General features: G+C 69.3%; 14 protein-coding genes. 4 read left to right on the forward strand and 10 right to left on the reverse strand.

What is annotated here, in order from left to right; all coding sequences use genetic code 11:
* Positions 1 to 364: 364 nt before the first annotated feature.
* Positions 365 to 763, reverse strand: a complete 399-nt coding sequence (locus HMPREF2914_RS11195) for a four-helix bundle copper-binding protein (RefSeq protein WP_003088822.1) — start codon at positions 761 to 763, stop codon at positions 365 to 367.
* A 170-nt stretch (positions 764 to 933) separates the two neighbouring features.
* Between HMPREF2914_RS11195 and HMPREF2914_RS11200 the strand changes: the two genes are divergently transcribed.
* On the forward strand, positions 934 to 2706 hold the full coding sequence (locus HMPREF2914_RS11200) for a thiamine pyrophosphate-requiring protein (protein WP_023091864.1): 1773 nt from the start codon (positions 934 to 936) through the stop codon (positions 2704 to 2706).
* Positions 2707 to 2724: 18 nt separating this feature from the next.
* Here the strand turns inward: HMPREF2914_RS11200 and HMPREF2914_RS11205 are convergent, their stop codons facing one another.
* The 6 genes from HMPREF2914_RS11205 to HMPREF2914_RS11230 all read right to left on the reverse strand — a co-directional run bounded on the left by HMPREF2914_RS11205 (position 2725) and on the right by HMPREF2914_RS11230 (position 8218).
* Positions 2725 to 3201 carry a DUF4142 domain-containing protein gene (locus HMPREF2914_RS11205; protein ID WP_003121670.1) on the reverse strand — a complete coding sequence of 159 codons (477 nt, stop codon included), beginning with the start codon at positions 3199 to 3201 and terminating at the stop codon, positions 2725 to 2727.
* A gap of 67 nt (positions 3202 to 3268) precedes the next feature.
* Positions 3269 to 4210, reverse strand: a complete 942-nt coding sequence (locus HMPREF2914_RS11210) for a 5-oxoprolinase subunit C family protein (RefSeq protein ID WP_023091863.1) — start codon at positions 4208 to 4210, stop codon at positions 3269 to 3271.
* On the reverse strand, positions 4207 to 4920 hold the full coding sequence (locus HMPREF2914_RS11215; protein ID WP_003132226.1) for a 5-oxoprolinase subunit B family protein: 714 nt from the start codon (positions 4918 to 4920) through the stop codon (positions 4207 to 4209). The genes HMPREF2914_RS11210 and HMPREF2914_RS11215 overlap by 4 nt, the downstream gene beginning before the upstream one ends.
* Positions 4917 to 5660 (reverse strand): 5-oxoprolinase subunit PxpA, encoded by a 744-nt coding sequence (locus HMPREF2914_RS11220; RefSeq protein WP_003088826.1) that lies wholly within the window; start codon positions 5658 to 5660, stop codon positions 4917 to 4919. The genes HMPREF2914_RS11215 and HMPREF2914_RS11220 overlap by 4 nt, the downstream gene beginning before the upstream one ends.
* A 32-nt stretch (positions 5661 to 5692) precedes the next feature.
* Positions 5693 to 6922 (reverse strand): OprD family porin, encoded by a 1230-nt coding sequence (locus HMPREF2914_RS11225; protein WP_003111801.1) that lies wholly within the window; start codon positions 6920 to 6922, stop codon positions 5693 to 5695.
* 24 nt (positions 6923 to 6946) lie between these two features.
* Positions 6947 to 8218 (reverse strand): MFS transporter, encoded by a 1272-nt coding sequence (locus HMPREF2914_RS11230; protein ID WP_003088828.1) that lies wholly within the window; start codon positions 8216 to 8218, stop codon positions 6947 to 6949.
* Positions 8219 to 8472: 254 nt separating this feature from the next.
* Here HMPREF2914_RS11230 and HMPREF2914_RS11235 point away from each other — a divergent pair, with 254 nt between their 5' ends.
* Complete coding sequence (locus HMPREF2914_RS11235; RefSeq protein ID WP_003088829.1) at positions 8473 to 9426, forward strand: LysR family transcriptional regulator; 954 nt, start codon at positions 8473 to 8475, stop codon at positions 9424 to 9426.
* Positions 9427 to 9532: 106 nt separating this feature from the next.
* Positions 9533 to 10330, forward strand: a complete 798-nt coding sequence (locus HMPREF2914_RS11240; protein ID WP_023091862.1) for a putative hydro-lyase — start codon at positions 9533 to 9535, stop codon at positions 10328 to 10330.
* Here the strand turns inward: HMPREF2914_RS11240 and HMPREF2914_RS11245 are convergent.
* Positions 10315 to 11298 carry a hypothetical protein gene (locus tag HMPREF2914_RS11245; protein WP_019371825.1) on the reverse strand — a complete coding sequence of 328 codons (984 nt, stop codon included), beginning with the start codon at positions 11296 to 11298 and terminating at the stop codon, positions 10315 to 10317. The two genes, HMPREF2914_RS11240 and HMPREF2914_RS11245, sit on opposite strands and share 16 nt — an antisense overlap.
* 191 nt (positions 11299 to 11489) lie before the next feature.
* Here HMPREF2914_RS11245 and ada point away from each other — a divergent pair, with 191 nt between their 5' ends.
* Positions 11490 to 12566 (forward strand): bifunctional DNA-binding transcriptional regulator/O6-methylguanine-DNA methyltransferase Ada, encoded by a 1077-nt coding sequence (ada, locus tag HMPREF2914_RS11250; protein WP_023091861.1) that lies wholly within the window; start codon positions 11490 to 11492, stop codon positions 12564 to 12566.
* A gap of 166 nt (positions 12567 to 12732) precedes the next feature.
* Here the strand turns inward: ada and HMPREF2914_RS11255 are convergent, their stop codons facing one another.
* A complete protein-coding gene (locus HMPREF2914_RS11255) occupies positions 12733 to 12975 on the reverse strand; it encodes a DUF2790 domain-containing protein (protein WP_023091860.1) in 243 nt (80 codons plus the stop codon).
* Positions 12976 to 13100: 125 nt separating this feature from the next.
* Positions 13101 to 14213, reverse strand: coding sequence for a DUF2855 family protein (locus HMPREF2914_RS11260; RefSeq protein WP_023091859.1), 1113 nt, complete (start codon positions 14211 to 14213; stop codon positions 13101 to 13103).
* Between the last annotated feature and the right edge of the window lie 8 nt (positions 14214 to 14221).

The following is a 14221-nucleotide window of genomic DNA, read 5'->3' on the forward strand; positions in this document are numbered from 1 at the left end:
GATACCGCCTGTGGCGGTATTCGCCCTACAGGCCTCCGGAAACGCCGGCTGCCGCTCCAGCTCCGTAGGGCGAATAACCGCTCGCGGTTATCCGCCGCTTATCCGCGACATCGGCGGATAACGCCCGTGGCGTTATTCGCCCTACGGATCAGGACTTCGAAATGAACTCCTCTCTCAGGCTCATGGCGTCTCTCGTGGTCTTTCTCCGGCAACTCCGCACACCTGTCCGCTATGTCTCCGGTCCGTACAGACGCTTGCAAAAGGGGCTCGCCTGGGAAGGCGAAACGAGAAGCCGGGGCAGGCAAGGAAATCAGCTTGCCCAGCACATTCAGACTCAAGACCACGACGGCAGAAATGGCCAGCCTCAGGCCGGCAACAATGGCCGGCAGGCCTCGACGAAGCGCCGGCAGGCACCCGCACATTCGCGCTCCAGCGGCTCGTCGCCATCGCAACGCTCCGCGCATGCCAGGGCATAGCGCGCCGCCAGCTCGCAGGCGGCCGGCGCCCATGGGCTGCGGCGCTCCAGCAGCAGGGCAGCGAGGCGGCAGAGGTCGGCGCAGTCGCCGGCGTGCTGGCGTTGTTCCCTGCTGGACTCGATGCAGAGCGCCAGGTAGCGCTCGCACGCGCGGATGCAGGCCTGGGCTGCGAGCCGGCAGCGCTCTTCCGGCGCCTGGGCGGCGGCACCGCCGAGCAGGGCGTCGGCGTCGGTTTCCAGCAGGGAACCGGGGTCTTCGTTTCCGGGATCGTTGATGGCGCGGGTCATGGCGGCACCTCCTGGCGATTGCGCCCATGCGGGCCCTGTCCCTTGGGCCGGTCGCCCGCGCCGACAGTTCAGTCGATTTCGCCGTCGGCACCGCCGCTCGATTGCCTTGAACCCTCGCCTGCGGCGCCAGTCCTCACTGGTACGACCCCAGACACGACCAGGAGGCGAGAATGTCCAGCACGGTTGCCGATCAATTGCTCGAACGCTTGAGCCAGTGGGGGGTGAAGCGCGTCTTCGGCTACCCCGGCGATGGCATCAACGGGATCATGGGCGCCATGGGCCGGCGCGCCGAGGCATTCGACTATATCCGCGTGCGCCACGAGGAGATGGCGGCCTTCATGGCCGGCGCCCACGCCAAGTTCACCGGAGAGGTCGGGGTGTGCCTCGCCACCTCGGGGCCGGGCGCGATCCACCTGCTGAACGGGCTCTACGACGCGCGCATGGATCATCAGCCGGTGCTGGCCATCGTCGGCCAGCAGGCGGCTACCGCGCTGGGCAGCGACTACCAGCAGGAAGTCGATCTGCAGAGCTTGTTCAAGGACGTTTCCGCCTATGTCGAGACCGTGGTCAGCCCGGCACAACTGCTCCATGTGCTGGACCGAGCCCTGCGCGTGGCAGTCGGCGAGCGGCAGGTGGCGACGGTGATCGTGCCCAACGACGTGCAACAGATGGCGGTCCCGAAGCGCCAGCCCCACGAGCACGGCCACGTGATGTCGGCGGTGGGCTTCGTCCAGCCGCGACCCTACGCGCGCGACGCCGACCTGGAAGCCGCCGCGGCGATCCTCAATCGCGGCCGGCGCGTGGCGATCCTCGCCGGTGCCGGGGCCCTGGGCGCGCACCGGCAACTGGAAGCGGTCGCCGAGCGCCTGGCCGCCGGAGTGGCCAAGGCGCTCCTGGGCAAGGCGGCGGTTTCCGACGACCTGCCGTACGTGACCGGCTCCATCGGCCTGCTCGGCACCCGCGCCAGCAGCATGCTGATGGAGCATTGCGACACCCTGCTGATCGTCGGCAGCACTTTCCCCTACAGCGAGTTCCTACCCAAGGCCGGCCAGGCGCGGGCGGTGCAGATCGACCTGTATCCGCGCAACATCGGTATCCGCTATCCGATCGATCAGGCCTTGCTCGGCGATGCAGGGGAAACCCTGGAGCGCCTGCTGCCGCTGCTCGAGCAGAAAAAGCACGGCGCCTGGCGCCGCCGGGTCGAGCGGGCGGTGACGGCCAGTCGCGAGGAAGCCCGGCGCCAGGCCGAAGAGCCAGCCGACCCGATCAACCCGCAGCGGGTATTCCGTTCCTTGTCGGAGCAACTGCCGGACGATGCGATTCTCTGCGGCGACAGCGGCTCGCATACCAACTGGTACGCCCGCGACATCCGCATGCGCCCGGGCATGCTCGGCTCGCTGTCGGGCAAGCTGGCGACCATGGGCAGCGGCGTGCCCTACGCCATCGCCGCCAAGCTCGCCTATCCGCAGCGGCCGGTGGTGGCGATGGTCGGCGACGGCGCCATGCAGATGAACGGCAACGCCGAACTGGTCACCGTGCAGCAGTACTGGCAGCGCTGGGACTCGCCGACCTTCATCGTGCTGGTGCTGAACAACGGCGATCTCAACCAGGTGACCTGGGAGCAGCGTGCCCTGGCCGGCGACCCGGAGTTCAGCCCGGCGCAGGAAGTGATCGATTTCCCCTACGCGCGTTATGCGGACATGCTCGGCTTCAAGGGCATCCGCGTGGATCGCCCGGAGGACATCGACGCCGCCTGGGCCGAGGCCTTCGCCGCCGACCGCCCGGTGCTGCTGGAGGTGGTCACCGACCCGAACGTGCCGCCGCTGCCGCCGCACATCAGTTTCGAGCAGGCCAAGCACCTGCTTGGCGCCATGCTGCAGGACGATCCCAAGCGCTGGGGGGTGATTCGCCAGAGCGCCCGGCAGGTCCTCGCGCGGCACTGAGCAAGGCGGTCGCGGCGCTCAGTCGGCGCGGCCGCTACGCAACTGGTCGGCCAGTTCGCGGTGGTGGTAGAAGCGCGCCAGCCATTCGTCGGCGAAGCGGCGCAGGTCGGGATCGGCGGAGTTTCGGGCGATTCCCTCGAAGCGTGCGACCAGACGGTCCTGCTGGCGAATCTGCGCGTCGAGGAAACCGCGCTCGTCGAAGCCGCCGGGAGCGGCGGCCTGCCGTTCGGTCTGGCGCGGCGAGGGCAGCGCCAAGGCCTTTTCCCCGGCCAGGGCGCGCAACTGATGGTCGAACTCCTGCTGTTCGGTGAGTACGCGCTTGGCATAGAGCTGCACCGCCTTGTTTTCGGAACGGCGCATGGCTTGCTCGGCTGCCTCCACCTGGGCCTGGCTGTCGGCCAGGCTGTCGGCGAGCAGGGCGCGGGTATCAGCGGGTTCGGCCTGGACGGCCAGGGGCAACAGCAGGGCGGCGATCAGTGACAGGCGACTGGGCATGGCGAACCTCCGGACGGGACGAGTGTGCGGTGGACGCTCGCCATACGGCGCCGTTCAAAAAAACCGCCTACGCGTCCCAGGCCGCCAGCAGGCGTCGATGCTCGCGGTGCGCCGCCTCCTGCACCGTCGGCAGCAGCCGTACCCGCTGGCCTGGCAGGCATTGCGCCAGGCGCGCCAGCGCCAGCGGGGCGAGGGCGCCGAGACGGGGATAGCCGCCGATGGTCTGCCGGTCGTTGAGCAGGACGATCGGCTGACCGTCCGGCGGCACCTGCACCGCGCCGAGGGCGATGCCTTCGGAAATCATCGACTGCTGCCGGCATTCCAGGCGCGGGCCGAGCAGACGTACGCCCATGCGGTCGGCGCGGGTATCCACCTGCCAGTCGCCGTTGAACGCATCGAACAGGCTCATGGCCGGGAAGTCGCCGATCTGCGCGCCGAGGATCAGCTCCAGGCGCGCTTCGCCGGTGCAGTCCATGATCCGTTCGCTGGGCATCGGCAGCGTGCGTGGCCGTGCGCCATCGGCCAGCCAGCCGAGGCTGTCGCCTGCGGCCAGGGCCTTGCCGTCGGCGCGGGGGCCGCCCAGGCCTTCGCGGGCCACCGTGGCCAGGCTGCCCAACTGGCGCTCGCCGGCGAAGCCGCCGGGCGCCGCCAGGTAGGCGCGGGCGCCCTGGCGCGGGTGGGCGAAGGCCAGGCGCTGGCCGTCGCGCACGGCGAACGCGCCCCAGGCCGGCAGCGGCTGGCCATCGAGGGTCGCGCCGAGATCGCCGCCGGCCAGGGCCAACCAGCCGTCGGCACGGCATTCGGCGACGAAACCGCCGAGGGCGATCTCGATCACCGCGGCGTCCAGGGGATTGCCCAGCAGCCAGTTGGCCCAGCCCATGGACAGCCAGTCGAGGGCGCCGCCCTGGGTCACGCCGAGATGGCGGCAGCCGAAGCGGCCGCGATCCTGCAACTGGACCAGCGGGGTGCTCTGGCGCACCCGCAGGCCGCCGTGGATGGAGTCGTTCATGCCTGGACCTCCAGGGGCGTGTCGTCGCCGCCGAGGCGGACGAATTCGGCGTGTCCGATGGGTTCGAAACGCACCCGGTCGCCGGCGCGCAGCAGGCTGTAGCCGTCCAGGGTGAGGTCGAACAGGCGCACCGGGCAGCGCCCGAGCAGGTTCCAGCCGCCTGGCGAGGCCTGCGGATAGACCGCCGTCTGGCGCTCGGCGATGCCGACGCTGCCGGCGGCGATGCGTTGCCGGGGAGTCGCCAGGCGTGGCGCCGCCAGGGCTTCCTCGACCAGCCCCATGAAGGCGAAGCCGGGGCTGAAACCGAGGGCGAAGACCCGGTACTCGTGCTGGCTGTGGCGGCGGATCAGCTCGGCGACGCCGAGCTGCTTGCGCCGCGCCAGGGGTTCCAGGTCGGGGCCGACCCGCGGGTCGTACCAGGTCGGCAGGACGTGCAGGCGGCCGCCGTCCTGGCGTTTCGGGCGCAAGTCGGACAGCGCCGCGGCGATCCGCGCGCGGGCTTCGCCGGGGTCGAGCTGGAGCAGGTCGTATTGCAGGAGCAGGGTGGTGTAGGACGGCACCAGGTCGAGCAGGGCGGCGCCGAACGCCGCACGCAGGTTTTCCTCCGCCGCCAGCAGCCAGGGCATGTTGGCTTCGTCGATGCGCTCGAACAGGCGCAGGACGAAGCTGTCGATGGCGGCCACCTCGATGCGCGGTTGCGGTTGGCTCATGCCGCCTCCAGGGCGTCGCGGATGCGCCGCACCGCGGCCAGCGAGGCGGGGTTGTCACCGTGTACGCAGAGGGTCTGCGCCTCCAGCGCCAGGGCGCTGCCGTCGCTGGCTCGCAGCGGCGCGCCACGGGCCAGCAGGAGGGCCTGGGCGAGCACCGTCTCGGCGTCGTGGTGTACCGCGCCGGGCTGGCTGCGCGAGACCAGGTAGCCGGCGCCGTCGTAGGCGCGGTCGGCGAACGCCTCGAACCACAGCTCGATGCCGTGGGCCTCGCCCAGCGCGCGCGCCGCGGTGTTGTCGCGGGTGCTCATCAGCATCAGCGGCAGGGTGCGGTCGTAGGCCGCCAGTGCGCGCAGCACGGCGGCGAGGATCGCCGGGTCGCGCATCATGTCCTGGTACAGCGCGCCGTGCGGCTTGACGTAGCGTACCCGTTCGCCCTGGGCGCGGCAGAGTCCGTCGAGGGCACCGATCTGGTAGAGCAGCAGGTCTTCCACTTCCTGCGCCGAGCAGGCCAGCGAGCGCCGGCCGAAGCCGACCAGGTCGGGGTAGCCGGGGTGCGCGCCGATGCGCACGCCATGCTCCACCGCCAGGGCCACGGTGCGGCGCATGGTGCCGGGATCGCCGGCGTGGAAGCCGCAGGCGATGTTGGCGCAATCGATCAGCGGCATCACCTCGGCGTCCAGGCCCATGCTCCAGGCACCGAAGCTCTCGCCGATATCGCAGTTCAACAACAGGCTGTTCATGCTGGTTCCTTCAGGTCATTGCTCGCCGGACCTCACCACAGCGCCAGGCTGTAGCTGAGGATCAGGCGGTTTTCGTCGAGGTCGTTGGCGAAATTCGAACGCACCGTGGCGTTGCGCCATTTCACTCCGAGGTTCTTCAGCGGCCCGCTCTGCACCACGTAGCCGAGGTCGGTGTTGCGTTCCCATTCCTTGCCGTCGTTGGCCGCGCCGCGGGCGACGTTGTCGCCGGAGACGTAGCGGCTCATGAAGCTCAGGCCGGGCAGGCCGAGCGCGCCGAAATCGTAGTCGTAGCGCAGTTGCCAGGAGCGCTCGTCGACGTTGCCGAAGTCGCCGATCTGGATGAAGTTGACCAGGTACGGGTCGCTGCCGGCGATGTAGGGATAGGGATCGTCGCCGCTGATCCGCTGGTAGCCGGCGGCCACCGCGTGGGCGCCCAGGCGCAGGCTGAAGAGGGCGCCGAAGGCGCGGTTGTCCAGTTCGCGGAAGCCGCCGTCCTCGCTGGCCCGGGCGAAGCGCAGGTCGCTCTTGAGCGAGCGCTGTCCGCCGAGGTCGAGGGTGTGTACCAGGCCGGCGAAGGTCTGTCGGTAGATGTCCTTGAGCCGACCCTGGTGCAGGCTGGCGGTCAGCGCCGGGGTCAGGCGATAGTCGCCGCCGGCGAAGTCGAAGGCATCGCTGCGCCCGCCGATGCGGTTGGCGCTGAACACCTGGTAGTCGCTGGAGCTGTTCAGCTTGTTGCGGTCCAGGTGCGCGCCGCGCAGGGTCAGGCCGTCGATCTCCTGCACGTCGAGCAGCGCGCCGCGGAACAGTTCCGGCAGCAGGCGGGTGTCGTTGGCCGAGACCAGCGGGCTCTTGAAGTGCAGCGCGCCGACCTTGAGCAGGCTGTTGGAGACCCGCGCCTTGGCGGTCAGGCCGAGCTTGGCGTAGTCGTCCTGGGAACCCCCGGCGGAGCCGTCGGCCGGCAGCAGCCCGGTTCCGCCGCTGCCGCCGCCGGAGTCGAGCTTGAGGCCGAGCAGGCCGATGGCGTCGACGCCGAAGCCGACGGTGCCTTCGCTGAAGCCGGACTCCAGGCGCAGGAGGAAGCCCTGCGCCCATTCGTCGGCGTTGTCGCGCGCGCCGCTCTGGCGGAAGTCGCGGTTGAAGTAGAAGTTGCGCAGTTCGAGGCTGGCGTGGCTGTCCTCGACCAGGTCGGCCTGGGCGAGCAGCGGCCAGCCCAGCCCGCTGCCGACGAGCAGCGCGGCAGCCAGGCGGGGAGTGGGATGCATGCTGGGGTTTCCTCGGTCGACGGCTCAGAGTTCCAGTTGTTTGCCGCGGGTTTCCGGCAGGCTGAGGGCGGCGAGGATCACCACGCCGTAGGAGACCGCGGCGAAGGCGCCGATCCCCAGGCCCAGCGAGAGCTTCTGGCCGAGCATGCCGATCAGCATCGGGAACAGCGCGGCGATGGCGCGCCCGGCGTTGTAGCAGAAGCCCTGGCCGGAGCCGCGGATGCGGGTCGGGAACAGTTCGGTGAGGAACGAGCCCATGCCGCTGAAGATGCCCGAGGCGAAGAAGCCGAGCGGGAAGCCGAGCCAGAGCATGGCGCCGTTGCTTACCGGCAACTGGGTGTAGAGCAGGACCACGGTGAAGGAGCCGACGGCGAACAGGACGAAGTTCTTCTTGCGCCCGATCAGGTCGGTGAGGAAGGCACTGACCACGTAGCCGACGTAGGAGCCGAGGATCACCATCGCCAGGTAGCCGCTGGTGCCGAGCACGGTCAGCCCGCGCTCGGTCTTGAGGAAGGTCGGCAGCCAGGCGGTGATGGCGTAGTAGCCGCCGAGGGCGCCGGTGGTCAGCAGCGAGGCGCGCAGGGTGATGCTGAGCATGCCGGGGGCGAAGATCTCGTAGAAGCTGACCTTGTCGGCGCCCTGGTTGCGCTGCCTGGCCTCGCGGTAGATCGCCGGTTCCTTGACCAGCCGACGCACCACCAGGACGAACAGTGCCGGCAACAGGCCGAGCATGAACAGCGCGCGCCAGGCCTCCTCCGGCGGCAGCAGGCTGAACATCAGCGAGTAGAGGATGGCGGTGAGGCCCCAGCCGATGGCCCAGCCGGACTGCACCAGGCCGACCGCCTTGCCGCGGTCGCGGGCCTTGATCACTTCGCCGATGAGTACCGCGCCGGCGGTCCATTCGCCACCGAAGCCGAAGCCCATCAGGGTCCGCGCGACCAGCAACTGCTCGTAGTTCTGCGCGAGGCCGCAGAGGAAGGTGAAGAAGGCGAACCAGAGCACCGTCAGTTGCAGGGTCAGCACCCGGCCGATGCGGTCGGAGAGGATCCCGGCGATCCAGCCGCCGGCGGCGGAGGCGAGCAGGGTCATGGTGTGGATGAAGCCGGCTTCGCCGGTGCTGATCCCCCACAGGGCGATCAGGGTGGGGATCACGAAGCTCAGCATCTGGGTGTCCATGCCGTCCAGGCCGTAGCCGATCTTGCAGCTCCAGAAGGCCCGGCGTTCCTGCTTGTCGAGGGCGCGATACCAGCCGAAATGACCGTCCCGGGAAGCGTCCGGGCCGGCGTCGAGGGTCATGTGTTTTTCCATGGGGGCACCGATCGTCGTTATTGGTGTTATGAGGATTCGGTGGGCGCCGTCGCACCCGGTGGTCGCATTCTTCGAGGCTGGCCAGCGAGCGTCCAACTAATTTATGCGGCCGCCGGGGATAAGAAATTTCGATGGCGGAGCAGGCCGTCATGCGTCGATCATGTGCCGCCGGAAGGCGGGCGCTGGCATGGAAGCTGCTCGCTCCTGCCACCTTGTGTCCCTTGCCCGTCGGTGCCCGCCACATGAACCTGAAATTCCTCGAGACCTTCGTCTGGGTCGCGCGCCTGAAGAGCTTCCGCCTCACCGCGGAGAAGCTGTTCAGCACCCAGGCTTCCATTTCCAGCCGGATCGCCGTGCTGGAGGACGAACTCGGCGTGAAACTGTTCGTCCGCGACTCTCGCGGCGTGACCCTGACCCCGGAAGGCGACAAGGTACTGGCCTACGCCGAGCGCATGATGGACACCATGCACGCGCTGAAGCAGTCGCTCGACACCGGCGCCAGCACCCAGGGACGGATTCGCATCGGCGCCATGGACACGGTCATCCACACCTGGCTGAGCCCGTTGGTGGCCAGGGTCACGGAAACCTTCCCGGCGGTGGAGATCGAGCTGATGGCGGACACCGCGCGCAACCTCTCCGAGCAGTTGCAGAAGGGCTACCTGGACCTGATCTTCCAGACCGACTCGCTGCGCCACGAGTCGGTGCTCAACCTGGAACTGGGCAGCTACCCGCTGCGCTGGATCGTCTCCACCGGCTCGATCTACCACCGCGACTACGCCTCGCTGGCGGACCTGGCGCGGGAGCGGGTGGTGACCTTCTCCAAGCACTCGCGGCCGCACCAGGACGTGCTCGGCCTGCTGCACGCCAACGGCGTCGCGGCACCGCGCCTGAACTGCGTGAACTCGGTGGCGGCGATGACCCGCCTGCTGCGCGATGGCTTCGGCGTCGGCGCCTTGCCGCCGGCGCTGGTCAGCCAGGAACTGGAACGCGGCGAACTGACCCTGCTGCGCCTCGGCCCGCCGCCGCCGAACCTGCCGGTGGTGGTGTCCTGGCGCGGCGGCACCGGCCTGGAACTGGTGGACGAAGTGGTGGAGCTGAGCAAGACGGTGCTGGCCGACTACGCGGCCAACGTCGGCCCGGAGTGCATGCTCCTGGCGCCGCTGAAGAAAGGAGTGGGGCGGCTGCGTTCGCGCTGATTCGGATTTTCCGATCGCCCCCGGCGGAAAAATTTCGTTGGACGCTGACCGCCGTCCGCTTCTACAAACCCGCCAACAACGACGTCCGCCAGCGCACGGAGCCGCCATGCCCGAACCGACCTTCCACGAACTCGCGCAACTGCCGCCGCCGGTCCTGCGCCAACTGATCCGCCGCGGCGACTACACCGGCCATACCAGCGGCCTCGGCCAGCGCCACTTGCAGGCCAACCTGGTGATCCTGCAGAAATCCTGGGCCGACGAGTTCCTTCGCTTCTGTGCCCTGAACCCCCGGGCCTGCCCGCTGCTCGACGTCAGCGAACCCGGCTCGCCGCACTTCGCCCGGCTCGGCGCGGATATCGACGTGCGCAGCGACCTGCCGCGCTACAGGGTGCATCGACGTGGTCAGGAGCCCGTCGAGGTGAGCGACATCGGCACCTTCTGGGAAGCGGATTTCGTCGCCTTCGCCATCGGCTGCTCGTTCTCCTTCGAACAGGCGTTGCTCGACGCCGGCATCGGCCTGCGCCACCTCGAGCTGGGCCGCAACGTGGCGATGTACCGCACTGCCATCGCCACCCGGCCGAGCGGTCGCCTGGCCGGCCCCACGGTGGTATCGATGCGGCCGTTGAAGGCCGCCGAGGCGATCCGGGCGATCCAGGTCACCAGCCGTTTCCCGATGACCCATGGCGCACCGCTGCACCTGGGCGATCCGGCGCTGATCGGCATCCGCGATCTGGCGCGGCCCGACTACGGCGACCCGGTGCCGCTCGCGGCGGACGAGATCCCGCTGTTCTGGGCCTGCGGGGTCACGCCCCAGGCGGTACTCGCCGAAGCCCAGCCGGAGCTGTACATCAGCCACGCGCCGGGGCACATGCTGGTCAGCGACCGACTCTACGACGAACTCTGAGAGGCGTCGTCCTTCGCCGGACCGGGGATGATCGCCAGGTGGCGCAGGGCGTCCGGCTCCAGGCTGTAGCTCTTGCCGCTCGGCGCCTCGACGAGCCGGCCGAGGGCGTAGAGGGTGAAGTAGCGCACCGTTTCGGCGCAGCCGAGGATGTCTTCGAGGTAGCGCCGATGCGGATAGGCCTGCAAGGTTTCCGGGGCGACGTAGAGGAATACCGGCTTGCCGTCGATGCGGTCGCGGAACTTGAAGCGGAAGCCTTGCGGTCGGTTCGGCGAGCCGTAGCGCTTGGGCAGCAGGTCGGCGCCGCCGTAGAACACCTTGCCGGCGCTGCCCGGGGTAGCATAGCCGATGTGCTGGAAATAGGCGCGCAGCGCTATCCGGCCGAGGCCGCTGATGTGGATGTCCAACTGCTTGAATTCTTCCGCCGGCAGTTCGGCGCGGGCCTGGCGGAAGGTGTCGACGAGCTGTTCGAAATCGCGGGTGCGCCGCCGCCGTTGCGTTCTCTGCCGAGGCGCGGCGGGAGCGTCGGCGCGCACTGCGGCGGAGGCCGGCGGCTGTTCCTCGGCGTCCGGGTCCGCTGGTGGCGGCGCGGCTTCCTCGGCGATGGCCGGATCGAATTCCTCGACGTAGGCGTCCAGCTTGTCGCGGATGCGCCGCTGGCCGGCCTCCTCGGCGGATTCGCCCGGGCGCAGAGCGTCCTCGTCGTCCTCGACGAACCACTCGCAGTCCGGCAGGTGGGTGGAATGCGGGAACTTGCTGAAGTGCGCGGCCTTGCGGGTGTCCTGCGGCAGCTTGTCGTAGTTGCTCGCCGATACCTTGATCCCCTGTGCCCGGCACCCTTCGCTGGAGCAGAGGAAGTCGAAGCGTTTGCGCGGCTCGGCCTGGGAGAAGTATTCGCGGCGGGCACTGGCGATGGAGATCACCCGATCCAGTTGCACGCAGTAGGCCAGTGCTATCCGTTTGAACGCCATGTTCCCAGTCCTTCCGCCGGTTCGAGCGGGCCATTATGGCGCCTGGCGATGGGTAGGCAAGCCGGCGGCCTCCCGCGCCTGCCGAAGCCGGGCGCACGGCCTCGCTCGAATTCAAGCGCAAGAACCGGAGTTCTTGCGCTTGAACGGCGAATTAGTCTGCGGGCATCATCCGCTCCCACAGGGGAAACGCCATGAGCCAGCAGCCCGATCCTTGCAACGCCTACCACACCGACGAACAGCGCTGGGCCGCCGTACTGGCGCGCGACGCGGCGGCGGACGGGGCGTTCGTCTATGCGGTGAAGACCACCGGGGTCTATTGCCGTCCGAGTTCCTCGGCGCGTCGGCCCAGGCGCGAGAACGTCGAGTTCTTCGCCACTGCCGAGGCCGCCGAGGCCGCCGGCTATCGGCCCAGCCGGCGCGCCGCCGGCGACCGCAGCCTGGCGGCGGAGCAGCGCGCCGAGCGGGTGGCGCAGGCCTGCCGGATGATCGAGACGGCGGAGACGCCGCTGGCACTGGAGGCGCTGGCCGCCCGACTGGGCATGAGTCCGTTCCACTTCCATCGCCTGTTCAAGGCCGAAACCGGCCTGACGCCCAAGGCCTACGCCTCGGCCTATCGTGCCCGGCGCCTGCGCGAGCACCTGGGCCAGGCATCCGCTTCGGTGACCGAGGCGATCTACGAGTCCGGTTTCAACTCCAACAGCCGCTTCTACGAGTCCTCGTCGCAACGCCTCGGCATGCGCCCGCGCGATTACCGCGATGGCGGCGCCGGCGCGGCGATCCGTTTCGCCATCGGCCAGTGCTCGCTGGGCGCGATCCTGGTAGCGCAGAGCCAGCATGGCATCTGCGCGATTCTCCTCGGCGAGGAGCCGGAGCCGTTGCTGCGCGAGTTGCAGGACCAGTTCCCGCGCGCCCAGCTGCTCGGCGGCGACGCCGACTTCGAACGGCTGGTGGCGCAGGTGGTGGGCTTCGTCGAGTCGCCTCAACTGGGGCTGGACCTGCCGCTGGACGTGCGCGGTACGGCGTTCCAGGAACGGGTCTGGCAGGCGCTGCGGGAAATACCGCCGGGCAGCACGGCGAGCTATGCGCAGGTCGCCGAACGGATCGGCGCGCCGCGAGCGGTGCGCGCGGTGGCGCAGGCCTGCGCGGCGAACCGGATCGCAGTGGCGATTCCCTGCCACCGGGTGGTACGTCGCGACGGCGACATTTCCGGCTACCGCTGGGGCGTGGAGCGCAAGCGCGAACTGCTGCGCAGGGAAGAGCGGGATTGAGCCCAAGGCCAGGCGATACGCGGCCCGGAATGCAAAAAGCCCACTCGATGGTGGGCTCTATGCAATGGGGCGCTGGTCCTTCAGCTGGTTCCAGTATCCATGTCAGCGGTGAAAATTTCGTGAAATGAAACGACAACCCTGACCGTTCGTCCTTTCCTCCGTCGTTTCATTCGTCGCTGCACGCACGCGCCTGCTTCAGGTAGTGCAACACCTGGCGCTCGCCGTGGGAGTCCAGGTACACCAGGGTGGCGCGCACCACCTGGCAGGTATCGCTGGGCGCCTCGTCGACGCTCAGCACCCTGGCCACGTCCAGCGGCATGCCGTAGACGTAGTCGGCAGTCGCCGCACCGGTGATGGCCGGCACCAGCAATAGTGCGACGCAGCAGAGGTAGAGCTTGGCTCGGTTCATGGACGGTATCTCTCCATCCCCCCGCGAAGCGACGGCGCAAGGGCGCCGCCGACGCCATGGGTGGAACCCGCTTCGTCGGTCGCGACGGGTTCGCCACCTCCGTCCAGCAGTATAGAACGGCGGCCTCAGCCGCCGTCGAGGGAAAGGATGTAGCCCAGTTGCGGTGCCGAGCGCCCGGCCAGCAGGTCCTGGTAGACCTCCAGCACCTCGCTGCCGCCGACACCGTGGCGGACCTGGATCCAGCCGCCGACGAAGGCCGAGAACTCGCCCCAGACTTCCGCCAGGCGCGCCTGGAACGCCGCGCCGCCCCAGTCCTTGAGGCGTTTTTCCGCCTGCGCCGGGGCGAAGAACAGCTTCGGCGTCGGACCCGGCAGCGCCTTCGGCAGGCCACCGCGCTGGTCCCAGTGGGCGGCGCCGACCAGGCAACTGTAGCGCAGGCGGTCGTCCAGGCGCTGGTGCAACTGGCCGAGCAGGGCGCCGTTGCCGGCGAAATCCACGCTCAGCGCGTCTCCGCTGGCGTCCAGTGCGTCCAGGCGGTCGTAGGCCAGGACCTCGTCATAGCAGCCCAGGCCTTCGACGAAGGCGCGGTTGCCCGCGGAGGTCAGGCCGACGATGCGGTAGTCCTGGCCGCGTTGCGCACGATTGCGCTGGAGGAGGAAGGCCAGGCCGATGGCGGTCTTGCTCGAGGCACTGCTCAGCAGCAGGTCGGTGGCGCCGAAGAAGGCATGCTCGGCGAGGAAGTCGTCGAGCAGGAACGAGGTGGTGAACAGCGGCCGCAGGAGCATCTGCAGGGCCTCGTCGGAGGCCCGGTAGAGCGGGTCGCTGCTGCAGCGCAGGTACTGGTTGTAGACCGACGGGAGGTTCCGGCGGTGCTCGCTGGCGTCGACGAAGCCGCTGCCGCGGACCTGCGCCGGCGCGACCAGCAGGTGGCTGGCCATCGGATAGTAGCCATAGAAGCGCTCGCCCGGTTCGACCCCCGGGCAGCGCGAGGCAAGCACCTCGGCGAAGCCCCAGACCGGGACGATGCCCAGCCCCTCGCCGGCCGGGAAGAACTCCCAGTAGCGCAGGGCATCGCCGAGGGCGGCATAGGTGACGTTGTTGGCGGTCAGGGCGAACTCGCCGACCGCCAGCAGCGCCTGGCCTTCCGCCAGCGCCTCCGGGGCGGGCAGGTTGCGCGTACGCAGGGCGGCGGTGGCGAGCTGGCGACGCTCGACCACGACTTCGGTGATGCGGGTCATGGCAGGTT

The organism is Pseudomonas sp. HMSC067G02, assembly GCF_001813485.1.
Taxonomy (GTDB): Bacteria; Pseudomonadota; Gammaproteobacteria; order Pseudomonadales; family Pseudomonadaceae; genus Pseudomonas; species Pseudomonas aeruginosa.

Bases quoted from the DNA above. Each gene is read 5' to 3' on its own strand.
- HMPREF2914_RS11255 (WP_023091860.1), bottom strand. From the start codon at position 12,975: ATGAACCGAGCCAAGCTCTACCTCTGCTGCGTCGCACTATTGCTGGTG.
- HMPREF2914_RS11210 (WP_023091863.1), bottom strand. From the start codon at position 4,210: ATGAACGACTCCATCCACGGCGGCCTGCGGGTGCGCCAGAGCACCCCG.
- HMPREF2914_RS11235 (WP_003088829.1), top strand. From the start codon at position 8,473: ATGAACCTGAAATTCCTCGAGACCTTCGTCTGGGTCGCGCGCCTGAAG.
- HMPREF2914_RS11205 (WP_003121670.1), bottom strand. From the start codon at position 3,201: ATGCCCAGTCGCCTGTCACTGATCGCCGCCCTGCTGTTGCCCCTGGCC.
- ada (WP_023091861.1), top strand. From the start codon at position 11,490: ATGAGCCAGCAGCCCGATCCTTGCAACGCCTACCACACCGACGAACAG.
- HMPREF2914_RS11220 (WP_003088826.1), bottom strand. From the start codon at position 5,660: ATGAACAGCCTGTTGTTGAACTGCGATATCGGCGAGAGCTTCGGTGCC.
- HMPREF2914_RS11195 (WP_003088822.1), bottom strand. From the start codon at position 763: ATGACCCGCGCCATCAACGATCCCGGAAACGAAGACCCCGGTTCCCTG.
- HMPREF2914_RS11225 (WP_003111801.1), bottom strand. From the start codon at position 6,922: ATGCATCCCACTCCCCGCCTGGCTGCCGCGCTGCTCGTCGGCAGCGGG.
- HMPREF2914_RS11245 (WP_019371825.1), bottom strand. From the start codon at position 11,298: ATGGCGTTCAAACGGATAGCACTGGCCTACTGCGTGCAACTGGATCGG.
- HMPREF2914_RS11215 (WP_003132226.1), bottom strand. From the start codon at position 4,920: ATGAGCCAACCGCAACCGCGCATCGAGGTGGCCGCCATCGACAGCTTC.
- HMPREF2914_RS11240 (WP_023091862.1), top strand. From the start codon at position 9,533: ATGCCCGAACCGACCTTCCACGAACTCGCGCAACTGCCGCCGCCGGTC.
- HMPREF2914_RS11200 (WP_023091864.1), top strand. From the start codon at position 934: ATGTCCAGCACGGTTGCCGATCAATTGCTCGAACGCTTGAGCCAGTGG.
- HMPREF2914_RS11260 (WP_023091859.1), bottom strand. From the start codon at position 14,213: ATGACCCGCATCACCGAAGTCGTGGTCGAGCGTCGCCAGCTCGCCACC.
- HMPREF2914_RS11230 (WP_003088828.1), bottom strand. From the start codon at position 8,218: ATGACCCTCGACGCCGGCCCGGACGCTTCCCGGGACGGTCATTTCGGC.